Source organism: uncultured Faecalicoccus sp., from assembly GCF_944327125.1.
Classification (GTDB): domain Bacteria; phylum Bacillota_I; class Bacilli_A; order Erysipelotrichales; family Erysipelotrichaceae; genus Faecalicoccus.
Genome location: NZ_CALVGO010000019.1, coordinates 1 through 23,258, shown reverse-complemented (window position 1 = coordinate 23,258; position 23,258 = coordinate 1). Strand labels below are relative to the sequence as shown.

The following is a 23,258-nucleotide window of genomic DNA, read 5'->3' as shown; positions in this document are numbered from 1 at the left end:
ATACCGTCCTGATTTTTGTTATTGAAGGAATCTAAATTCACCAAATGAAGAATCTACATGATAGTCAGCACCCGGAGTCTTTGGATCAACCCAGGAGATCCACTGCATTACTGGTGTTTCTTCACCTTCGGCCGGTGTTGAGAATTCAGCACGATAGACGCCGGCACGCATTACATTGTTTGTGATCAGTTTCAGATCTTCCAGAGATTTTAATGGAACCTTACCTTCTACCACATAGCCATCCTCTGTCTGTACCGCTGCGGTTTCCAAGCCTTCCATGTTCCATTCGCTGTCAAAATGACGATAGTATTCAATGGAATAATCATGAACCCGGCCTTTTGGATCGATTTCCAATCCATAATACAGCGGCATACCGTCTGTTGCCGGTTTGTCGATGGCACCGCCGGCAAAGAACAATTCTACACGGTCCTCGTTATCCACGGTACTTTCGTCTTCTTTCCAGTCTTCATCCACCAATACATCTTCATCAACTACGGTAAAACTGAAATAGAAATCCGTTCCGTCATGATACCCTTTAAATTCCGTAAACGGAGCTTCGATGGCTTCCCAAGGATAGTGGAAACCACCGGAAATATCCGGAACATTTTCCCAAACTTCTTCATCCAAGGTTCCATCGACCTTTGCCTGGGCATCTCTTTTTACGACATCGTAATGAGGCGTTGTCGCTTCATTGAAGGCAACATTGGATGTTGAATCCGTCTCTGTCTGTGTAGAAGTGCTGCATCCTGCCATGGCCAAAACAACACCGATTCCCACAATAAATTTTGATAATTTTTTCATATGATCTGCCTCCTTTTATGGTTATTTCTACTTTCATTATAAAAGAGAAGACGAGGATTATCGATGTGAAAAAGTACAGAAAACCGACCAGTTTGGACACCAAAAAAAGGAAGCTTACGCTTCCTCGATCAACCCTAACAGTTCTAATAAACGATTGAGATCATTGATATCTTCGTAATGAATCGATACCGCATGCGATGTGATATTGACTGACGTCTGGAAGTACTCTTCCAGCTTGATTTTCGCATCCAGGATATACGGATCCTGTTCCGGTCTGGTTTCTTCTTTTTTGATGGTCTTATCCTTGACCAGCTGTTCCACTTTACGAACCGAAAGACCTTGTTCAATGGCCTGTTTGGCAATCTTTCGCATATCGTCTTCACTTTTTAAACCGAGAAGGGCTCGAACGTGCCCCATCGTCAGCTGTCTGGAGACCACAAGATCCTGTACATCGACCGGCAGTTTCAGTAAACGCAGCGTATTCGTAATATGTTCACGAGATTTTCCGACCCGATTGGCCAATTGTTCCTGTGTATAGTTCAAACGGTGCATCAGCTGTTCATAAGCCTTGGCTTCTTCGATCACGTTTAGATCTTCTCGCTGGATGTTTTCCAATAATGCGATCTCCATCATTTCCTGATCGCTGAAATTCACCACAATGGCCGGGATCTCTTTAAGACCGGCAAGCTTGCTGGCTCTAAGTCGTCTTTCACCTGCAATCAGATCGTATCCCTGAACACTTTTCTTCACCAGGATCGGCGTAAAGACACCATGTTGACGTATACTCTGACTTAGTTCCTGAAGCGCATCGTCATCAAAGACTTTACGCGGCTGATAAGGATTGGGACGAATCGCATCCACCTGGATCTTGGTTTGTTCCTGTGATTCCGTGTGGACGTCTCCATTCTGGATCTCATCCAGTACTTTAGATATGTCCTGTCCAAAAAGCTGATTGAGTCCCTTCCCTAAACGATTGTTGTCCATGAGATCTACCTCCCCTCATTTCTCCTTAAGAATTCACGAGTCAATTCACCGTAAGCTTTCGCCCCGGCGCTGGAAATGTCATATTCAAAGATCGAAACTCCTCGAGAAGGCGCTTCGGAAAGTTTGACATTTCTGGGAATGTTTGTCTGATAAACCTGTTTTCCAAAATTCTGACGAACGTCCTGCGATACTTCCACGCTGAGTTTAGTGGTAATATTGAACATCGTCATCAGGATGCCTTCGATTCTTAGATCCGGATTGTACAACTGCTGAACCAGACGAATCGTCAACAACAGCTGGGTAACCCCTTCCAGCGCATAATATTCACACTGCACCGGAATCAATACACTGTCCGCGGCAGTTAAGGCATTCGTATTCAAAATACCTAAGCTGGGCGGACAATCTATGATCACATAATCATACTGGTCGCGAACAGCTTTTAAACTGTTTTTCAAGACTTGTTCTTTTCCATTTCCAATCTTATCCAGTTCCAGATCCGCTCCTGCCAAAGTGATATTGGCAGGTACGATATCAATATGGGGTTCCGTTTTATGCACGATCACTTCTTCGATCGGTGCATTCTCCAACATCACGTTATAGATGGTCTTCTGCCCTCGATGGGATATCGCCTGCAGTCCCTGACTGGCATTTCCCTGAGCATCCAGATCGATCAACAAGACCTTCTTGCCCATATAGGAAAGACCGCTGCTTAAATTGATTGCCGTCGTTGTTTTTCCTACGCCACCCTTTTGATTGGATATTGCGATAACTTTTGACATGCTCCTTTAACCTCCTATCGGTTTCTTTTTGATTTGCCCGTAATTTCTAGGGTATTTCAAAGAAGTCTTCTTTTTCTTCGTAAAATACAGATTGATATGCTCCGCTTCTTCGATTTTTGCGATCTCTTTCTTTTCAAACTGAAGATCCAGTACATCCAGTGCCTTTTGGGCCTCCTTCAGTTCTTCCATACCGCTTTTTCCTTTTAAGAAGATCAGCTTCCCTTCCACTTTGCATAATGGTGCGCACAGCTCCAACAAGATATTCAATCTGGCCACCGCTCTGGCACTGACACAGTCAAAGAGTTCCCGGTGATCTTTGGCATAATCTTCGGCCCGGGCATTGATGACGCGGATGTTTTTCAACCCCAATTCCTGGATCACATGTTCCAGAAAACGGCATCGTTTCTGTAACGGTTCGATCATTGTGCATTCCACAGAATCAAAAGCGATCTTTAACGGGATGCACGGAAAACCGGCACCGCTTCCTACATCACAGAACGTCTGAAACGGAAGTCCCTGAAAAGGAAGGATCGAATCCAGAAAATGTTTTTCCCAGATCTCTTCCGGATTGGTGATGGCTGTCAGATTCATTTTCTGATTCCATTCCAAAAGAAGTTCCATATATCGTTCATATTTTTTGATTTTTTCATCGTTCATATCGATCCCATGGGATCGACAGGCTTCTATAAATGTTTTCTGATTCATTCTATTTCTCCATATGAGTCATTATATCAAAGATCATTTTTGATTCCTAGAGACAGACTACCTCCGAAATTGACATGATTTATGTCAAAACAAAAAAGACGAGAACTTCTCGTCTACGAATTCATCATTTCATGGATCACTCGGATCACCCGGCTGGTGTTTTCTCCATCGTTATGAACAATATACTTTTTCTGAAATTCATCCAATCTTTCATCCATTTTCAGATTCGACAAAGCTTGCACCAACGTTTTTTGGTCATAACAGATCAGTCCTGGAAATTCTTTTGTGTAATCGATGTTTAATCCCACAGAAGAAGAATACTCTTCCAGATCATCGATATAGGCGACCATCGGTTTTCTCAATAAAGAATAATCCAGGATCACACTGGAATAGTCGCTGACTAAAGCATCGCTGACATGCATCAAAGTATACAGATCTTCATCGTGTACATCGATGGCTCTCTGATGCTCGATCTGAATATCTGGAAGCAGCGGATGAAATTTATAGAGGATACAGACCTCTTCACCCAGTTTATCCAACACCGCCTTGATGTCAAAACTTGTTTGTTTCAATCCATGGACCATATTGCCCCGAAAGGTCGGTGCGTACAGGATGCATTTTTTATGCCGGCATTCCGGATGTTTTTTAAAGAATTCCTCTTTATGTGTGTCTTTGAGCAAAATGTCGATTCTTGGCATTCCGGTCACTTTGACCTTGTCTTCGGCAACACCAAAAGCCTGGGCATAGACAGGTTTCCAGTAAGGCGCGCTGCATAGGATCGCATCGTATCCGGAAATCGCATACGATCTCTGGATCTGGTTGCCAAATTTTTTGATGGCTCCCGTCGCATGCCATACCTGCAAAACCTTGGTCTTTTTCGGTTTGAATTTAGAAACGATATAATTGTTATCGTTTAAGATCACCAGAGCGCTCTGTTTGATCTGGACCAGCTGGCTGCACAGATTGATGAAATAAAGAAAATATCCTTTCACACTTTTATGGATCTTCATCAGATTGTAATGGATATCATAGATTCCTTCTTTTTGTAACGCTTGATCGATTTTTTGAAAATCGCTGGTCAGATGATTATTGGTCATACTGATAAACGTGATTCGATTCGAGCGAACTTTGACAAAGAAAGTGATGCCATTCAAGAACCCCAGAACAAGATTTAAAATGAACTTTTCCAGGATCATAAACATTCCTCACTTAACAGATCCACAACGCGTTTTGAGGCTTTGCCGTCATCCAGATTGTTGAAACGGGAACGGAAGGCCTCCAAACAGGAAGTATCATAGATCCCCGCTTTGATCTCTTCACACAAAACCTTTTCATCTTTATAGATCTTTCCGGGAAGTTCTTTGGTGATATCCAGATAAAATCCTCTGAGATCACTGGCATACGTCTCCAAATCGTACATGTAGAAATAGATCGGGCGTTTTAAGATCGCATAATCAAAGAATACACTGGAATAATCGGTGATCAAAACATCGCTGATCACATACAATTCATTGATTTCCGCCTCGGCCGGGATCGTAAATAAGAATCCCTTCAATGAAGGATCGTCCTTATACCTGTTGATGATCAGATAATGCGGTTTAAAAAGCAGAATGTATTCCTCTTGCAGGATGTCTTTCCAAAGATGGAAATCGGCCTTTAATTCAAACGTGTATCCGGCGCTGACATAGGAATCATCTCTCCATGTCGGTGCATACAGGATCACTTTTTTATCTTTCGGAAGGTGAAGACGGTCTTTGATGGCCTCTACTTCTTCCCGGGTGACATTGGAAATAAAATCGTTTCGCGGATAACCGGTCTCGATCAGTTTTTTAGGATCGATGCCAAAGGCGTGCGGAAACACCGATGTACAAAAGGCGTTGGGTGAAATCATCCAGTTATAACGCGCTACATCGACATCGTAGCTGTGGCACATTTGTTCAAACGTGACCGCTGAACGATAGAATGTCGTATCTTCGCTGACATCGATATCGTGGGCCAGCCTTTTTAAAGGCGTTCCATGCCAGGTCTGAAGATAATACTGCTCCTCTTTTTTACAAATATAAATAGGAAGCTTACAGTTTACGACCCACACTTTCGCTTTGGACATATAGTAGAAATAAGGAAGACTGAAATATTCTTTGATCTGTGCTCCAGGAATGTTCAGTCCCTTCTTTTTATGATGTTTGATAAACCAGATAAAACGATGATCTTTCCATCGCGGATCACGAATCATCTGTTCATAGATGGCTCTGGGATTATCGGAATACCCCCGGCCGTGAAACGAAATAAAAATGACCAGCTTATCATCGATTGAAATCCAGCGGTAAACACATCGATAAACGATTCGAATCAGTTTTCCAGCCCACTTTTTCAAGATTCGTAAGATGGCCATATAATCTCCTTCCTAGTCAAAAACTTCTTTGACGATATTTTCACTGGCAGCTCCGTCATCGAAACAACAGAACCGATCATAAAATGCATCATACCGTTTCTGGTAACGCTTTTGGATCATACCGATATGAAGGATCGCATCGATCACTTCTTCGCTTGTATACAACAGAGGGCCCGGCACCTCGGTATTCATATCGATATAGAATCCCCGAAGCTGATTTTTATATTTTTCAATGTCATACGTATAAAACAGGATCGGACGTTTTAAATTCGCATAATCAAAGAATACACTGGAATAATCGGTAATACAGATATCCGTAATCAAATAGATCTCTGAAATATCGTCATAATTGCTCAGATTGTAGGCAAAGCCCTCCAAGCCGGTCGTATCGATCTTGTCGGCAATATAATGATGGGTTCTTAATAAGAGCACATACTCTTTTTGAAGCATGGTCTTCATCTTCTGAAGATCCAGGGCCAGCGTAAATTTATATTCCCCTTTGCCATAGTGTTCATCATCCCGCCACGTCGGTGCATAAAGTATCGTCTTTTTATCAAGCGGGATCCCCAGCTTCTTTTTGATCTGGAGCGAAAGTTCTTCTTTATTCGGGGCATATAAGATATCGTTTCGCGGATATCCATATTCCAGCATCTTTCCTTCGTACATAAAACAGCTTCGGAACGTCTTTGAAGAAAATGGATTGGCGCTGACCAGATAGTCCCATTCCTTCCGCTGTTTATAAAACTGTTCTTTGTATTTCGGCGAAGCACTTGTCACTTCTTCCTGGTCAAAGACAAGACGCTTCAGCGGTGTGCCATGCCATGTCTCCAGAAAGATTTGTCCTTCTCTTTTCCGATACCACAAAGGCTGCCGGACATTAAAGACAAGATATTTACTGACGGCAAGATAATAAGCGTACTGAAAAGAAAACCGTTTGACGGTTTTGGCCCCATAAGGAATTTCATGTTTTCCATTGATTGCCCAGACACATTCGTATTTGCCCGGATACATGCGGTTCAATGCCTCATAGATATATTTTGGCGAATCCGAATAGTTCTTAGCCATGAACGTTTCAAAAAGAACGACGTTTTCCTTGATCGGAAGCTTTAGATAACGATGATAATACGCCAGTTTGTACAGCGTGTTCATATTTTTGTTTCTAAAAATATTTTTAAGTTTTGTTTTTCCGAAATCATAACGGATCGCTTTCTGTACCCCTTTAAGATCGCCCAGAAGCATCGGTGCCACCAAACGGCGGCTTTTCTTTTTCAAATCGTCCAGGACCCGGGGATCACTGTCTTCCAAAGTCTTCTGCATACACACAAAATATTCTTTCCGCCATTTGTCTTCCGGAGAACGGCGAATATGTTTTGTCATTGTCTGACAGAAATAACGAATCATCTTTTTATCCAGATAATACCGGACCGGTCCCTGTGCATCCAATTCAGACCGTGCTCTTTCGATCATATCGCATCGCTCATAAAACCGCTGATCGTTTTCTTCCTGGTTCAGGCTTGGTTCATTGATGGGATCGTTGTGTTTGCGCTTAATGTAACAGGCCTCTTCTTCATACAAAAAGGAAGATGCCTTTTCCAACACTTTGGATAAAAAAAGCTGATCACTGAAATAACGAAGATCTTCTTCAAAAAAGATTGCATTCTCCAATAAAAAGTCCTTTCGGTAAAGGCACGATAACGCGCTGACAGTCTGTAATCCCTGACGCTTTATCATCGTATGATAAATGGCCTTCATTTTTTCAGGGTCCACGGCGGAAAACTTTTCCATATGATCCTGGATCTTTTCCTGGCGAATCTGTTCTTTTTCCAACAAATCATCGGAATCGATTTCTTTTTTTGAAAGCTTATCTAAAAAATTGGCCTTGTTGTTCCAGGTGTTATGAATCGTTCCGTAGACCATATCCTGATGATCTAAATGGGAAATCAAATGCGAAAACGTATCTTCCAGCACATAGTCATCGCTGTCTAAAAAATAGATATACGGACTCTGTGCCTTTTCTATCCCGATATTACGGCAAGATGCTACACCCGTTTTCTCCAAAGAAGAACAAACTTGTATCGAAAGATCGGAATAAGAATCGATCAAATCGTCCACATCGCAAGATGGATGATCCAGTACGATCAAAACATCAAAATCATGACAGCGTGAATCTCTTAAAGATTGCAGGCATTCCCTTAAATAATGTGCATAGTCATGAAAGGGAATCACAACAGTAAATTTACTCATCGCCCTTTAATTCCTCTTTCAGCTGTGTGGTCGAGATTCCTTCTGTTCGAGGCAAATAAACGACTTCACAGTAATCTTTCAGGAAATCAAACTTCCCTTTCCAGTCATCGCCCATGACAAACACATCCACATTGTACTTTTTCACATCTTCGATCTTTTGTTCCCAGCTTGTTTCCGGGATCACTTTATCAACATAGCGAATCGCTTCTACGATCTGCATACGATCGGTATCCTTGATCTGACAAACTTTTCCTTTTCCTTTGTTGAATTCGTCGCTGCTGACGGCAACGATCAAATAATCGCCTAACGCTTTCGCTCTTTTTAAAAGATTCAAATGTCCGATATGAAATAAATCATACGTTCCATAAGTGATCACAGTTTTCATGTTATAGTCCTCCTGTCAGTTTAGAAAAGAAACCTTTTTTGGTTTGCGGTAAAACTCTTTTCTTAAACTTCTGATTTAAATACTTTTTCTTTTCCTTGGGATCCATTTCATTGAGCTGGTTGACATACGCTTCATAATGATCGCATACCGTTTTGATATCCCCGATTTCCTGAAGCTGCCCGCCTTCGATCCACAATCCGGTCTTACAAAACTTGCGCACCTGGCTCATGGAATGCGAGACAAAGAATATTGTCTTTCCTTCATTGTCTCTTAATTCCATCATACGGTCCATACATTTTTTCGCAAATCCTTTATCGCCAACCGATAAAGCTTCATCGACAATAAAAATATCTGGATCCAGGGCCAGAGAAATCGAAAACCCTAAACGCGATTTCATTCCGCTGGAATATTTTTTGACCGGCTGATAAAGAAAATCATCCAGTTCCGCAAAATCAATGACACTTTGCGTGATTCTCTGGATCTCTTTTTTCTTCAATCCCAACAAAGCCCCCTTGACCTTGATGTTTTCTTCTCCAGTCAGCTGCATGTTCAGCCCCGTATTGATGGCAATCAGTGACTGTTCCCCATGGATCTCCAGGCTTCCCTGATCGATATCACTGATGCCGGCCAGGATCAAAGACAAGGTCGATTTTCCCGATCCATTGGTTCCCAGGATGCCGACGACATCGCCCTTTTCGATCGTAAACGAAAGATCCTTTAAAGCATAAAACCGTTGGCTGGCCTTATGGGGATTGTCTTTATTCTTTAATTGATAGATCTTGGATATATGATCTACTTTTACTGCAGTTTCCATTTTGACACCTCTAGATCAAATCAATAAATTTCTTTTTGAATTTATACATCAATCCACAGCCGATTGCAAATAAAACCAATACAACCAGCCAGAAATATAACGTATACATCGGATGATCCAAAACACTGCGGCCATAAAAGATCGCTTCCCTATATCCCTGAATAATATAATAGACAGGATTGAGTTTCATGATATAGTTCAAAACTTCGTAAAAAGGAACCGAACTGTTAAAGGAGCACTCCCAGATCACCGGTGAAAAATACATAAACATACGAATCAGTGAAGTCACCAGCTTTTTCACATCGCGCCACAGCATCGTCAAAACCGAAAGGATCAAAGATACACTTTCCGCAAACGCAAAAGCACAAAACAAATAATACAGAATCCAAAGCCAGTTCAACCCTGGTGTATACCCGCATAAAAACAAAGTCACAAACGCGATGATCAGCATGCATCCGTGATTGAACAGCTCTTTACAGACAATCGTAGCGGGAAGCACAGAAACGGGAAATTTCATCTTGGTGATCACGTTGGTCTTTGAAAAGATCGCACTGCAGCCTTTCTGGATACAAGGCTGAATGAACCACCATATGGCATACCCTACGACCAGCCACGGCAGATAAGAGACCACGATCCCATTGACTTCAATGGGCTTGCGGCTCCATGCCACCCCGAAAATCAGCCAGTAGGTAAAGACCTGGATCGCAGGAGAGGCAAAATTCCAAAAGATACCAAACTTGGAATCGCGCATATCCGCCAACAATTCATATTTCGCAATGGAATAGATTCGAAACAGATTCGAAAAGTTTTCTTTTAAAACGTATCGTATACTTTTTATCATGCGTTTTCCTCGGTTCTCATTGTATTCTATTCTCTAATTTAAGTAAAGAGCCTGCCTTTCGGCAAGCTCTTTAGGCGCATTCTACTCCTTTCACCCGGATTTTACCAAAGTGTTGTGAATAAAAAATGACTATTCTTCTTTTTCTTCTTCCAAGTCGATCGTTTCTTCGGCTTCTTCCTCGTCCGAGTCTTCATCGATTGCGATCGAATCGGTATCCATCACACTTTCCGAAAAAGTATGGCGGCTTCTTAGATCCCACATATTTCCAGCCATATTGAAGAATCGTCCATCGATAGACAAGTCAGTGTAAAACTGAGCAATATTGTCATCAAACTGACTTTCGTTAAAGCCCATTTCTTTCGAGACAAGTGTCCAAAGTTCAATAAACGGCATTGTCTTCTGATTTTCTTTTAATAGCTGATAAGCAACATCGGTCATCGATTGTTTCATAATACTTAAAAATCTCCTTTAAAACCTTACATAGATTCGACAGCTTCTACCCCAATGCAGTCTAACGCATTGGCCAAAACGATCTGCGTCGCTTTGACTAAGGTCAAACGCTGCGAACTCAATTCGATATCATTTTCATCCAGCACCTTGCAGGCATTATAGAAACTATGGAACCGGCCGGCCAGATTCTGGATATAATGACAGATCTTATGCACTTGCCGTGTTCTTGCGGTTTCCTGGATCACCTTGTTGAATTCCTGAAGTGTTTTCATTAATTCGATCTCTTTTTCATGATTCAGCTTCTCAAAGTGATCGGCCAATGGAATGTCTTTGGCCTGTTTCTGGATCGAACACATACGGGCATGGGCGTATTGTGCATAATAAACCGGATTGTCATTGGATTTTTTCTTGGCCAGTTCAATATCGAAATCCAAATGAGAATCCAATGCCCGCTGCACAAAGAAGTAACGAGCCGCATCCACCCCAACGCTTTGAACCAGTTCCGATATCGTTGTCGCATTGCCTAAACGCTTCGACATCTTCACTTCTTCGCCGTTGGAAACCAGACGAACCATCTGTATGATATCGACAGAAAGCTTGTCGGCATCGTTGCCTAATGCCGTCATGCTTCCTTTAAGACGAGTAATATAGCCATGGTGATCGGCGCCGAAGAAATCGACCAGCTGATCGTAGCCACGCTGGAATTTATCATTATGATACGCAATATCCGGAACCAGATACGTATACGATCCATCCGTTTTTTCCAGCACCCGGTCTTTGTCATCTCCAAAACGCGTTGTTTCAAACCATAAGGCTCCATCTTTGCGATAGGTATATCCTTTATCCGCTAACACCTGCAAAGCCTCTTCGACTTTATGCGCATCGCGGATGGCCTGTTCACTGGACCATACATCAAATTCTACCCGATATTCTTTTAAGTCTTTTTTGATCTTATCCAATTCAAAGGCAATTCCTTCCTTACGGAAAAAATCAAGGTTTTCCGGTGTAGGTTCCAAATATGTTTCTGGATATTCCTTAGCCAGTTCATAACCTTTCTGACGTACATCTTCTCCCAAATAACCGTCCTGACCAATTTCAGTCTCAATACCATGCGCCTGACGGTAACGAGCATTAAGCGACAGTGCCAGATTGGTGATCTGATTTCCGGCATCGTTGACATAGTATTCCCGAGTCACATCGTAGCCGGCTTTTTTCATGATCCGGGCACAGCTGTCTCCCCAGGCGGCCCCACGGGCATGGCCTAAATGCAAGGAACCTGTCGGATTGGCACTGACATACTCCAGATTGACCTTGATCCCATTGGCTTTTTGCGTACCATACGCTTCTTTTTTCTCGAGTATTTCCTGAATGACCTGAGAATAACGGTCTTTCGATAAAGTAAAGTTGATAAATCCCGGTCCGGCAATTTCGATATGGGAAACCGAACAAGATTCCCAATCAAAGTTGTCTATGATCTTCTGTGCAATCAGACGTGGATTTTGTCTTAAGATCTTTGTCAGCTGCATGGCGGCATTGGTTGAAAAATCGCCATGGTCTTTATTCTTTGGGATCTCAATCAGGATCTTATCCAATTCGATGGTTTCATCAAAAGCCTTGGCCACCGCTTTCTGGATTGCCTTTTTCAATTCGATTTCAATGGATTGCATAGTCTGCCCCCTTTATTTTCAACTGGAAATGAAAGATCTGTTTTTCGGAATCCATATCCAGTTCGTACTGCACTTCGATTCTTTCGTTTTCCACCCGATATGCAATTGTCATACAGTCAAGATCGATCCTTCCAAATTCCGTTTCGATCCACCCTTTGGTTTTTTTCTCTTTTCTAAGCACCAGATGCACATGCGCCTGAGAAATGCTGTCAATCAAAAGTGTGTCTTCATAGACCTTCCATACAAAGGTATGATCACGACTTCCAAAAGTATAGATGCGTCCATTGGATGTCATCTGATACTGAGCCTGTCCGGCATAGATGATCTGATGATCTTTTTTGTCCTTGAGCTCCACCTGTAATGACATAGCGCTAGAAATATATCACAAAAACTAAGAAATGGAAATAAAAAAATAAAAACATAAATTTTTCTTCCGGTTTCTTTGTCCTTCGGATTCCTTTTTTATGGACATCTTTATTGAAAAAAGAGTGTCATTGACCACTTTGGGTTCAATAACACTCTTTGTCTTAATCCAATGGTTTCTGATAGAAACGGCCGTAGAAGTTCGCCGTATGATACGTATTGATGATCACAGCCGGATCGGTCTGCTGAACATTATAGATCACATCCTGGACTTCATAGGTGCTCACGACCGCCTTGCAGACATAGATCTTGCTGTGGCTGAAACCGCCATACCCTTCAAAGATGCTCATCCCGTGATGACAGGTTTCCATAAAGGTTTCGATAATGGGTTCGGGATCCTTGGTGATGATTTCCAGGGTGATCTGTTTATAGCGCTGATACAAACTGGAAATGGCTTTTGTGCTTAAAAACTGGAATACGATCGAATATCCGGCATAGACCCAGCCAAAAAGGGCACCAAAGATCACCAGCATAAAACAGTTTACACAGAAGATATAATCCCAGATTCCTTTATGGATCTTATTGGATACATACTGCGCAATAAAGTCGGTTCCTCCTGTCGATCCGCCAGCTCTTAAAGCCATGGCAATGGAGAATCCCCATAACAAGCCTCCAAAGAGTACGTTCAATGTTCGGTCATCGATAAAAGGATCAAATTGGAAGATCTCCAAAAATAAGGAAACCAGTCCAAACTGCAGACAGCTTAAGAAAGTAAAACGTTTGGAAAGCTGTTTATAACACAGAATAGCTGCCGGAAGATTCAATAAAATAATGCCCGCAGAAATAGGAAAATTCAATCCTACCAGTCCCAGGATCTTATTTAATAAGATCGAAACACCGGTAAATCCTCCCGATAACAGATTGCTTGGATCCATGAACACCTGCATGATGTAACATTGTGCCAAGGCACTGATCACGATCATGATGATGGATAGAATCAAATGGATCTTTCTATGTTTTTCTAATTCTCTGATTTGTCGAAACATACGCTTTAAACCATTTACTAGGTTATTCTTTTTTCAGGTGTTTTTCAACCGTTTTTCGCAAAATAGATCCGTTTTTTGGTTCGATCCGGCATCTTCAAAAGCGCCTTTACGATCTGGGAAGAATAAGAAAGAGGTTCCAGCTGATCTTTAGGGGTCAGGATCCATATGGTCTGTCTTTGATCTTGTTCCTGATACGGAAGATACGCTTTGGAAGAACTGGTTTCTTCATAGTAGTAATACTCCAGATCCAGTCCTCTCTGGATCAGTTCTTTTTTCTTTTCCTGTTCCTGAACCGGAGTGGGATCTTCGATCCAGCCAAATAAATGCCGGTCCAGGATCCTTGTTGCCAGATCTTTCAAGATGGGATCTTTCGATTTTAGCGCTTCCTGAAATCCCACCATCATACGATATTCATCCATCAAAATGAATTCTTCGCTGGTCATTCTTTCTTTCAATAAACAAGAAAAGATCTCAATGGGTTCGATTTGATCCACGATCTTACGATAGCGTTTAAAGAAAAGCTGGATCAAGAGTTCATAGCTTTTGGCATCGGGATGAAGATAAACCTGCCAGTACATATGATAACGAGCCATGATATAGTCTTCGATCGAATGCATGCCGCTTTCTTTGATGCATAAACGGTTTTCTTTCACACGAAGTGTTCTTAACACTCTTTCCAGATCAAAGGTTCCATAACTTGTTCCGGTTTCGTAAGCATCCCTTAGAAGAAAGTCCATTCGATCCGCATCCAGCTGGCTGGAAATGATCTGTGATAAAAGCGGATTGGGATGTTTATGCATCAGGATCCATGCCACATTTTCAGGGAGATCTTCAGAGGCTCTGGTCAAAGCCTGATGAACTTCCGTTTTGGGATCCAGAATCAGATGCGTTGTCATTTGTTCATGCGAAACCTGGGTGATCGTTTCAAAAAAATGAGAAAACGGTCCATGTCCCAAATCATGAAGCAAGGCGGCACAAAGCACCTGGATCTTTTCTTCTTCCTTCAATGCTTCTTTCAGGCTTCGAACTTCTGAAATCATACGCCGGGCAATTTCATAAACGCCTAAACTATGGGAAAAGCGCGAATGCTCTGCCGTATGATAGACTTGAAAATCACCGCCCAGCTGATGGATGCGATGCAGGCGCTGAAATTCTCTTGTGTTGATGCAGTCCCAGATCACCTGATCGTCCACATGGATATATCCATGGATAGGATCTCTTAAGACTTTGGTTTCGCTGGTTTTTTTATACATGGCCATTTCTCCGTTAATTTTTGTACAAGACTACGATCCGATTCAAAGAAGTCGTAGTCATAGATATGCTCTGGCGTTGTCCATACAAATTCTGAATGGACGATGCATTGTTTTGGGATTTGAGAAGAATACACATAGAAGCAGCTTAAATGGATCTCTTTTCCATTTTGGAAATCAATACTGTTTGCCAAAAAGTGAAGCTGATCCACATCAATGTTCAATTCTTCCTTCAATTCTCTTATTAAAGCTTCTTTTTGCGTTTCCCCTTTTTCAACTTTTCCACCGGGAAATTCAAATTTTCCAACCGAGTCTCCGGTTTTTCGTTTCGCAATCAGACATTTTTCATTCTGGATCAAGATACCGCAGACCACATCAATCTTCTTCATCGATCTTTTCTTCCTTCAAGATTTCAAATAAAGTCTGCGCATTTTGTTTGGACACTTGTTTTTGAATGTCTGTCACCCGAATCTCCAACAGCCGATATCCAAAACGAATGCGAATAAGATCTCCGATCTTGATTTCCGAAGAAGGTTTGGCCACTCTTTCGTTGACCCAGATCCTTCCCTGCAGCGCCAGTTCCTTAGCGGCTTCCCTTCTCTTTAAGATCCTTGCGGTCTTTAAATATTTATCCAATCTCATAAAAAGTTCTCCTTGATGGTTTCCAATGTCTGAATGAGAAGATCGTTCTTTTTCTTTTTAGGTATTGTGATATAGATCTTCTTCTTTTTCAAGGTCAATCCAATCGTTTTACTTAGATCATTCATCGTTTCAAACAGTTTGATCCCATCACAAGTCGATGAAAATTCTTCATCGAAAATCAGTACAAACTGTTTGTCTTCTTCTTTTAAGGTATCGATTCCTTTCAGATTCACAAAAAGATCCAGCCAGCGCTGTTCGAAGATTTGCTCCACTTCTTTAGGAATCTTTCCAAACAGATCCCGGATGCGCTGATGGTAACTTTCCAGCTCCGGATACGTATGGATCTTTCGTACCTGTTGATAAATGGAAAGCTTATCGCCATCGTTTTCGGTGAATTTTTCCGGTATGTGTCCGCCGCGATGAACAACAGCTCTTTTCTCCTCGGTTTCTTCTACCTTTTCTCCTTTATGGCGGGAAATCGCATTGCCCAAAAGCTCCAGATACATATCCAGACCTACCTGATCGATAAAGCCGGCCTGTTGCGGTCCCAAAAGATCTCCCGCTCCCCGGATGGTCAGATCTCGCATGGCAATTTTATAGCCGCTTCCTAAACGAGTGAATTCCTTGATGGATTTTAAACGCTTCTGTGCCGTTTCGCTTAATTCCTTATTCGGCTGGATCATTAAGTAACAATAGGCAATCTTATCTCTTCGTCCTACACGTCCCCGAATCTGATAAAGCTGTGCCAAACCAAATTTATCCGCATTTTCAATGATGATCGTATTCGCGTTGGCAATATCCAGTCCCGTTTCAATGATGGTCGTGCACACAAGGATCTGATATTTTCCCTGCGCAAAATCCAACATGGTTTCTTCGATTGTTTCTTTATCCATCTTTCCATGCGCCACGGCCACCTTGACATCCGGAAATAAATGAGAAATATGATTGGCGGTCGTATAGATCTGTTCGATTCGGTTGAACAAATAGAACACTTGTCCGCCTCTCGCCAGTTCACGGGCAATGATTTCCTTGATCACGCCTTCTCTTTTTTCCATGATATAGGTCTGGATCGGATGCCGTTTGGCCGGCGGCGTATTGAGCTGTGATATCGTTCTTACTCCAATCAAAGACATCTGCATCGTTCTGGGGATCGGTGTCGCACTTAACGATAAAACATCGATCGAATTCTTCATCTCTTTGATTTTTTCCTTATGTTCCACACCGAATCGCTGTTCTTCATCGATCACCAGCAGGCCCAGATCTTTATATTGAAAGTCTGAATTGAGAAGACGATGCGTACCCACGACAATATCGATCGTTCCTTTTTTTAGATCCTTGATGATCTGATGGATCTCTTTGGAAGATACAAAACGATTTACCAGGGCAATATTGGCCCCCGTGTATTCGAACCGATCTTTGATGGTCTGATAGTGCTGCATCGAAAGAATCGTGGTTGGGCATAGAAAAGCGACTTGTTTACTACTGGAAATCGCCTTAAAAGCACAGCGCATGGCCACTTCTGTCTTTCCAAATCCGACATCTCCGCACAACAGATGATCCATCGGTTTTGGTTTTTCCATCTCTTTTTTGATTTCTTCCACCGCTTTGATCTGGTCTGCGGTCGGTTCATATTCAAAGGCGTCTTCAAATTCTTTTTGAAGGGCATCGTCTTTTGGATAGGCAAAACCGATATTTTCATTACGAAGGGCATACAGTTCAACCAATCGGGCCGCAATCTCTTCCACTTTCTGGTTGACCTTTTCTTTGGTCTTCTGCCAGGTATTGGTTCCTAACTGAGAAAGCTTAACACCCGTTCCTTCTTTAGAAATATATTTTCGCACAAGCTGAAACTGCGACAAAGGAACAAACAATTCATCACCGCCGCGATAGACGACATGCAGATAATCCAAAGTCTTCCCCTGGTTTTCCCGTGTTACGATTCCTAAATACTGTCCAATTCCATACTGTTCATGAACCACATAATCGTTCTTTTCCAGTTCCATGACATTTTCAAGAATCGTTCCTTCTTTAAATGTCTTCTGATATCGTTTAGGATGATGAGCCTGAACAAACAATTCCCGGGAAGTGACAACCGCTACTTTTGAAATGTTGAAACCTTCATAAAACTCCGGTTCAATTCTTTCATAATCGATAGAGATCTCATTTTCTTTCATGCACATCAAAACTTGTTTGAATGGATTTTCCTCCAACGCAAAATAAACTTTTTCAAAAGACGTGAGATTTTGAAGCTGTTGAGCTAAAGGAAGAGTCGCTCTTTCCAATGGATAGATCGAAGAACTGATCTTGTTTCGATCATCATAATATTCATGAAAATTCAAAAGGGAATGTTCACGGCACAAGGTATCCAGATCATGGAAGACCATATATTTAGGCAAGGAGATATGATCCTGTACTCGTTCCTGAATATAAGAAATATTTTCTTCATTCAGCTTTTTATAAAACCGATGGACTTCTTCTACAGAACTGAAAATGATCTGGGCATCGATATAATCCAATAAGGAAAATCCTTTTGTATACGGATAATACAGGTAGAGAATGTTTTCCGGTTCATAGTTTTCCAGACTTCGCATATCTGCCTCAATATGATCCTGAAGCATTTCCTGATCTTCGACAAGGGAAAGACGCCCTATTTCTTTTTGAAGTTTTTCTTCGACCTGCGATTTTATAGATTCAATTTGTTCATCGGTAAATAAAAGATCGGTAGCCGGTCCAAAATCAATTTCTTGAATATTTTGGATCGTACGCTGTGTTTCTTCATCAAAAAATCGAATGGATTCTACAACCTTATCAAAAAATTCAATACGAATCGGATGCTCATGTTCCAGAGAATAAATATCCACGATTCCGCCGCGATACGCAAAGGTGCAGGGGCGATCCACATAGTTCAAATGTGTATATCCCATTCGATTCAATCGTTTCTTCAACTGATCCATGTTCAGTTCCTGATCGACCTGGACATGCAGACAATTTTCTTTAAAAAAGGCAGGATCCGGAAGATATCGTGTCAAGGCGGCCACATTGCATACGATCAGACATGGCTGATCGTTTTTGACCAGCTTGGTCAAAGTATAGATCATTTCATCTTTATCTTCCGGTGAACTGGCAATAGCCTGTACTCTTAGACTTTCTTCCATGACAAAAAGAAGCACATTGTCCACAAGACCGGTCAGCCGTTTATACAGCTGCTGTGCTTCGTATGAATTTTTCTTCACGATGATCTTCGTCTTTTGATCCTGAATAAACGAAGTGGCCAGGACAAGAGCTTCCTCCATCAAAAACAGATTTCCAATAGAATCTTTGGACGATAAGATATCGTGTACGACCTGGTTGTCTTTTAATAGTTCAAAAATGGCTGGATTCAAATTGACCCCTTCCTATTTCTTATTATACTGATTCATCGTATCCATAAAAGAATGTGTGATCGCATAATGTGCCGCTTTGGCACTTTGTATAACGGCCTGATCTAAATCTTCTTTTTCTTCTTCCTTAAATTTTGAAAGGACCCAGTTGATCATGGGAATATTGGCATCCTTTCCAACCCCTACCCGAATCCGGTCAAATTCATTGGTAAAGATACATTCAATGATACTTTTGATTCCGTTATGACCGCCGGCACTTCCCTTTTGACGAAGACGGATCTTTCCTACCGGAAGGTCTACATCATCATAGATGACTAACACTTCCTTTGTGCTGGCTTTATAAAAATCCAGACACTGTCTTAGTGCAAATCCGCTGTTGTTCATAAATGTTGTCGGTTTTAATAAAATCACATCTTCCTGTTTATATTTTGTCTTGGCAAAATATGCAGAAAACTTTTCCTGATCAAAACTCACGTTCAATAATTTGGCAAGTTCATCCATGACCATAAATCCCGCATTATGACGCGTATTTTCATATTTTCTTCCGGGATTTCCTAAACCAATGATAATTTTCATGGCCTCTCCTTTCAAAAAAAACGGGAAAACTCCCGTTTGTTATTCTACTTCTTTTCCTGGTGTATATAGGATCTGAAGACGGCGTGAAGCGCCTTCCCCTGTCGACTGAGTACTGATATCGGCCATGTTCGCCAAGGCGTTATGAATGGCTTTTCTTTCATCCGCCGGCATTGGATCTAACGTCGCATCGATTTTTGTACGTCTTACATCCTTGGCTACACGAACAGCCATCTTGGTAATTTTTTCATAACGGTCTTCTTTATATCCATTGACATCAATCAACAAGCCCACACGTTTTTTGAAGGCCGCACTGACGGCTGCCTTAACCAATCGATTAAAGGCCTGCAGTGATTTTCCTGCCTTTCCAATCAAGATCGCATTGTTTGAAGTATTGACCGTGATTTTATAAAACCCGTTGTCATTGATGATCTCAACGGAACCATCCAATTGCGCATTATCGAAATACTGTTGAATATAAGAGACAATAAAGTCTTCTACATCTTTTTCACAGTATGCTTCGATTTCTACTGATTTTCCAACGCCTAAGAATCCGCTTTTTTCTTCCAGCACATTGTAATGAAGATCTTCGACAGAGACTCCTTTATCGCTGGCAGCTGATTTTAAAGCTTCTTCTAATGTCTTTTCCGTATATCTTTTAAATTCCATGGCTTTTACCTCTATTTGATGATTCCTTTATTTTTCTTTTCCTTTGCCTGTTTTACGATTGACATATGCATAAATACATTCAGTATCATACGTGTCAAAGAAGAAACAAGCCAGTAAAAAGACATGGCAATTGGCCAGCTGATATACAATATCGCAACCAAACCTGTTGAAAAATACATGGTAGTATTCATCGTGTTCATTGTCGAATTTCCAGAATTTAAATAATCCTTTTTCTTGACATGATCGATTTTATCCTGACGTTTTTTCAACCACTGCGGCATCTTCATGCTCACAATGGAACAAATCACCATCAAAATATAAATAATGATATAAGCCCACTGCAGATTCTGGAATCCAAATAACGGCGTCTGGGCTAAATCAATTCCCATGAAAGTACCATAAACCACACTGGAAGCACGAATCATCGCATAATAAACTCCCATCATGATAGGAAGCTGGATAAACGCCACTAAGATCGAACCAAAAGGATGAATATCATACTTTTGATACAACTTTTGTGTTTCCTGCGCCATCATCATACGGGAACGATCGTCCGTTTTTCCCCGGTATTTATCCTGGATCTTCTGCATTTCCGGCTGAACTTCCTGCATGCGCTGCGCCGACATCTGCGATTTTCGGGTAAATATAAACACAACTATCTGAATCAGCAGCGTCGTTAAGATGATTCCCCATCCGGCATCGGTCACAGAAGCAATTTTATTGATGATCTGGGCCAACGGCCATACGATCAAACCATCAAACCATCCATCATTGAAGGCTTCACCAAAAGTCATTGGTTCAATCGTAATTTCTTCATCATCGGCCAGATCTTTATATTTCTTTTTCATTTCTTTATCCTGAATTTCAGAAATATTGACCTGATCTTTACGAACTGTTACTTCTTCTGATGCGATGATCTCATCGAGTTTTGTCTTTCCATCCGTTGCACGGGGACTGGAACATGCCGTACACGTTAATAGAACAAACAGGCAAAGAAACAGTATTTTTGTCTTTCCTTTTATAAAATTTGCCATAGTCTACCTCTTTATTCTCTTCTCTATTCGAGCTATGTTTGTCTTTAATTCGGTTTCATTTTCCAAGTAGTTCTGATTTTTATAACGGGGACGCACGATCAAGATCAAATCAAAATCACATGTAAAATCAAAATGATGATCGATCATGGAGCGAACCTGACGCTTCACTTTATTGCGCTGGACCGCATTCCCTAATTTTTTCCCTACGCTGATTCCTACCCGCGCATGTGCCTCTTTCCGTTTTTCAAAATAACAGACAAAGGAATTGGAAACCACTTGTTTCTTTTGTCCAATAATAGAAGAGAATTCATAGTTCTTACAGACTCTATATTCTTTCTTCATGAAAACCCCCTATCAAGACAAAAAAATCACCATGTTGGTGATTTCTATGCGGATAGTACCTTTCTTCCTTTTGCTCTTCTGCGAGCCAGTACGTTACGTCCACCAACCGTTGCCATACGAGCACGGAAACCATGTGTTTTCTGGTGTTTTCTCTTACTTGGCTGATATGTTCTTTTCATTTTTGACCCACCCCTCAGTCTTTTTAATTTTCCTTTGTTTCAAACAAGATTGCTTGACAATTATATCAAGTGACCCTCGGCAAGTCAACTTATTATTCGCCTAAATTACGTTTTTTTAGCACTTCATAGGCTTTTCTTGCCGGTCTGTATAAGATTTTATTGACCGGAAGATCAAATTCACCAATAAATTCATTGATCATCGGATTAAAATTATCTTTGAATTTTGTCAATCCATCGTCCAAAGAGCCTTCTACGCCTCCCATATTGGCCAATGTGCAGCCTCTGGAAAAAGCCCATTTAAAGTTTTCAACATATTGTTTATACTGCGGCATAAACTTTTTGAAACGATCATCCATCCCCGCATATAACATTTCACAAGTGTTTCCAAACTGAATGCTTAAAATACCCGCAATCGCAATGTCTTCTTTTTTATGATCCATCGCTTCCATCATTTCATCGAATTCTTTGATATCTTTTTGTGTTGAATTTATCTGATCTTGAAGCTTTCTCAATTTTTTCTTTGCGTTTTCCGGAGTATTGGCGATTTCCTTTTCCAATTCTTCTTTTTTCTTGCGGGCATTCTGTAAAAGATCATGCAGATTGCACATTGCCAAGAAAATCACTCCTCCATCTGGATAACAGTCTAATAGATGTTCAAAATAGGTTTCGTTTCTTAAGGCAACATTTTTTCTTTCTTCTGTCAATTCCACCAATCGGCTAAACTCTTTCACCAGTTCCTTTTGACCGGTTATGATTCTAACATTTCTTCGATCGGCATCCTTGATCAGACGTTTGGTGTGTTTAGGAAGATGGTCTTCCCACTCTTCTTCATCATAAACAACCGATTGAAACCTTGGCTGAACAGTATCCATAATATTCATCGTATATCCATGATGAATAGCTCCTATCCTTTTAAATATATCAAGATATTCATTTGTATCTTCATATCGATTCTTGTTGTATTCATAAGATTTATAATCATTGATATGAATCGAAGGATCAAATTTAATAAAGATACATTTTCTTTTTTTCGCAATTCGTTTCAGTTCCGAAAAATAGTATTTAACCAAATTGAAATTCTTGTAATCTAAGATTGGTCCTCTTGGAAGATAGAACATCGTTAATCCTAAAGGAAGATTTTTGATCAAAACCAGTCCGACAGCAACCAATTCATTTTTTTCATTATATACACCAGTGTGAAGATGATCCCAATTGCTTTTTACATCGGCCCATTGATAACTTTGAAGCAAGTTACAATAAGGATGATGTTCTACAAACTGATTAAACTCTTCTTTATCTATATTGATTTTAAACTGATATACACTCATTTTAATGCCCCCAATTTTTATTCATCATTTATTCTAATCAATCAAGGATAAAATCTCAATTTTTTTCAAAAATAAATAAGTTTTCCCCAATTTTTGTCAATTTTTCCTTTTTTGGATCCTCTCTTTTTTATATTTTTTTAAAACAATGGGGAAAACTCTAATATTCCCTTTATTTATCGTATTTCTTTTCTTTTTAAACGAGAGGAAAAAGCAGAGTTTTCCACAATGTTTTTCCCCATTTTCAACAGTTTTCCACAATGTTTAAAACTTTGGTTTTTTCTTTTCGGGAAAACCTGGGGGATTTCTACCATATTTTTTGTATATGAAAAAGCGGTCCATCGTAAAGATAAACCACTTTGTATAATAATGGATATGAAATTGTAAAATTAG

At 40.9% G+C, this 23,258-nt stretch carries 24 protein-coding genes; all 24 read right to left on the bottom strand.

Annotated elements, in window-relative coordinates; genetic code table 11:
• Positions 1 to 18 precede the first annotated feature (18 nt).
• Positions 19 to 801, bottom strand: coding sequence for a sugar-binding protein (locus Q0K03_RS03900; RefSeq protein WP_297237935.1), 783 nt, complete (start codon positions 799 to 801; stop codon positions 19 to 21).
• A 114-nt stretch (positions 802 to 915) separates the two neighbouring features.
• Positions 916 to 1,785: a ParB/RepB/Spo0J family partition protein gene (locus Q0K03_RS03895; protein WP_297237933.1), complete on the bottom strand. Its 870-nt coding sequence runs from the start codon at positions 1,783 to 1,785 to the stop codon at positions 916 to 918.
• Between the two features lie 5 nt (positions 1,786 to 1,790).
• Entirely contained in the window at positions 1,791 to 2,564 is a 774-nt protein-coding gene (locus Q0K03_RS03890) for an AAA family ATPase (protein ID WP_297237930.1), read from the bottom strand.
• Between the two features lie 6 nt (positions 2,565 to 2,570).
• The gene (gene rsmG / locus Q0K03_RS03885; protein ID WP_297237928.1) at positions 2,571 to 3,269 is read right to left on the bottom strand and encodes a 16S rRNA (guanine(527)-N(7))-methyltransferase RsmG; all 699 of its coding nucleotides are present in this window, start codon (positions 3,267 to 3,269) and stop codon (positions 2,571 to 2,573) included.
• 113 nt (positions 3,270 to 3,382) lie between these two features.
• Positions 3,383 to 4,465 carry a CDP-glycerol glycerophosphotransferase family protein gene (locus Q0K03_RS03880; protein WP_297237926.1) on the bottom strand — a complete coding sequence of 361 codons (1,083 nt, stop codon included), beginning with the start codon at positions 4,463 to 4,465 and terminating at the stop codon, positions 3,383 to 3,385.
• Entirely contained in the window at positions 4,462 to 5,661 is a 1,200-nt protein-coding gene (locus tag Q0K03_RS03875) for a CDP-glycerol glycerophosphotransferase family protein (RefSeq protein ID WP_297237924.1), read from the bottom strand. The genes Q0K03_RS03880 and Q0K03_RS03875 overlap by 4 nt, the downstream gene beginning before the upstream one ends.
• A gap of 12 nt (positions 5,662 to 5,673) precedes the next feature.
• Positions 5,674 to 7,905, bottom strand: a complete 2,232-nt coding sequence (locus Q0K03_RS03870; RefSeq protein WP_297237922.1) for a bifunctional glycosyltransferase family 2 protein/CDP-glycerol:glycerophosphate glycerophosphotransferase — start codon at positions 7,903 to 7,905, stop codon at positions 5,674 to 5,676.
• On the bottom strand, positions 7,898 to 8,290 hold the full coding sequence (tagD, locus tag Q0K03_RS03865; RefSeq protein WP_297237920.1) for a glycerol-3-phosphate cytidylyltransferase: 393 nt from the start codon (positions 8,288 to 8,290) through the stop codon (positions 7,898 to 7,900). Before tagD ends, Q0K03_RS03870 begins: the two co-directional genes overlap by 8 nt.
• A 1-nt stretch (position 8,291) precedes the next feature.
• A complete protein-coding gene (locus Q0K03_RS03860) occupies positions 8,292 to 9,104 on the bottom strand; it encodes an ABC transporter ATP-binding protein (protein ID WP_297237918.1) in 813 nt (270 codons plus the stop codon).
• Between the two features lie 10 nt (positions 9,105 to 9,114).
• Positions 9,115 to 9,945 (bottom strand): ABC transporter permease, encoded by an 831-nt coding sequence (locus tag Q0K03_RS03855; protein WP_297237917.1) that lies wholly within the window; start codon positions 9,943 to 9,945, stop codon positions 9,115 to 9,117.
• A gap of 129 nt (positions 9,946 to 10,074) precedes the next feature.
• Positions 10,075 to 10,395 carry a DNA-directed RNA polymerase subunit delta gene (gene rpoE, locus Q0K03_RS03850; RefSeq protein WP_297237915.1) on the bottom strand — a complete coding sequence of 107 codons (321 nt, stop codon included), beginning with the start codon at positions 10,393 to 10,395 and terminating at the stop codon, positions 10,075 to 10,077.
• Between the two features lie 26 nt (positions 10,396 to 10,421).
• Positions 10,422 to 12,062, bottom strand: coding sequence for an arginine--tRNA ligase (gene argS, locus Q0K03_RS03845; RefSeq protein ID WP_297237914.1), 1,641 nt, complete (start codon positions 12,060 to 12,062; stop codon positions 10,422 to 10,424).
• A complete protein-coding gene (locus Q0K03_RS03840) occupies positions 12,049 to 12,429 on the bottom strand; it encodes a DUF1934 family protein (protein ID WP_297237912.1) in 381 nt (126 codons plus the stop codon). Before Q0K03_RS03840 ends, argS begins: the two co-directional genes overlap by 14 nt.
• Before the next feature lie 160 nt (positions 12,430 to 12,589).
• On the bottom strand, positions 12,590 to 13,471 hold the full coding sequence (locus tag Q0K03_RS03835) for a YitT family protein (protein WP_297237910.1): 882 nt from the start codon (positions 13,469 to 13,471) through the stop codon (positions 12,590 to 12,592).
• Positions 13,472 to 13,515: 44 nt separating this feature from the next.
• Positions 13,516 to 14,724 carry an HD domain-containing protein gene (locus Q0K03_RS03830; protein ID WP_297237908.1) on the bottom strand — a complete coding sequence of 403 codons (1,209 nt, stop codon included), beginning with the start codon at positions 14,722 to 14,724 and terminating at the stop codon, positions 13,516 to 13,518.
• Entirely contained in the window at positions 14,691 to 15,110 is a 420-nt protein-coding gene (locus Q0K03_RS03825; protein ID WP_297237906.1) for a (deoxy)nucleoside triphosphate pyrophosphohydrolase, read from the bottom strand. The genes Q0K03_RS03830 and Q0K03_RS03825 overlap by 34 nt, the downstream gene beginning before the upstream one ends.
• On the bottom strand, positions 15,097 to 15,363 hold the full coding sequence (locus Q0K03_RS03820; RefSeq protein WP_297237904.1) for an RNA-binding S4 domain-containing protein: 267 nt from the start codon (positions 15,361 to 15,363) through the stop codon (positions 15,097 to 15,099). Before Q0K03_RS03820 ends, Q0K03_RS03825 begins: the two co-directional genes overlap by 14 nt.
• Positions 15,360 to 18,746, bottom strand: a complete 3,387-nt coding sequence (gene mfd / locus Q0K03_RS03815) for a transcription-repair coupling factor (protein WP_297237902.1) — start codon at positions 18,744 to 18,746, stop codon at positions 15,360 to 15,362. Before mfd ends, Q0K03_RS03820 begins: the two co-directional genes overlap by 4 nt.
• Positions 18,747 to 18,758: 12 nt before the next feature.
• Entirely contained in the window at positions 18,759 to 19,319 is a 561-nt protein-coding gene (pth, locus tag Q0K03_RS03810; RefSeq protein ID WP_297237900.1) for an aminoacyl-tRNA hydrolase, read from the bottom strand.
• A 39-nt stretch (positions 19,320 to 19,358) separates the two neighbouring features.
• Complete coding sequence (locus Q0K03_RS03805) at positions 19,359 to 19,985, bottom strand: R3H domain-containing nucleic acid-binding protein (RefSeq protein ID WP_297237898.1); 627 nt, start codon at positions 19,983 to 19,985, stop codon at positions 19,359 to 19,361.
• An 11-nt stretch (positions 19,986 to 19,996) separates the two neighbouring features.
• On the bottom strand, positions 19,997 to 21,019 hold the full coding sequence (locus tag Q0K03_RS03800) for a YidC/Oxa1 family membrane protein insertase (protein WP_297237896.1): 1,023 nt from the start codon (positions 21,017 to 21,019) through the stop codon (positions 19,997 to 19,999).
• Positions 21,020 to 21,022: 3 nt separating this feature from the next.
• A complete protein-coding gene (gene rnpA, locus Q0K03_RS03795) occupies positions 21,023 to 21,361 on the bottom strand; it encodes a ribonuclease P protein component (protein ID WP_297237894.1) in 339 nt (112 codons plus the stop codon).
• A gap of 44 nt (positions 21,362 to 21,405) precedes the next feature.
• Positions 21,406 to 21,540: a 50S ribosomal protein L34 gene (rpmH, locus tag Q0K03_RS03790; protein WP_022790182.1), complete on the bottom strand. Its 135-nt coding sequence runs from the start codon at positions 21,538 to 21,540 to the stop codon at positions 21,406 to 21,408.
• Between the two features lie 92 nt (positions 21,541 to 21,632).
• The gene (locus Q0K03_RS03785) at positions 21,633 to 22,868 is read right to left on the bottom strand and encodes a peptidoglycan bridge formation glycyltransferase FemA/FemB family protein (RefSeq protein ID WP_297237892.1); all 1,236 of its coding nucleotides are present in this window, start codon (positions 22,866 to 22,868) and stop codon (positions 21,633 to 21,635) included.
• Positions 22,869 to 23,258 lie beyond the last annotated feature (390 nt).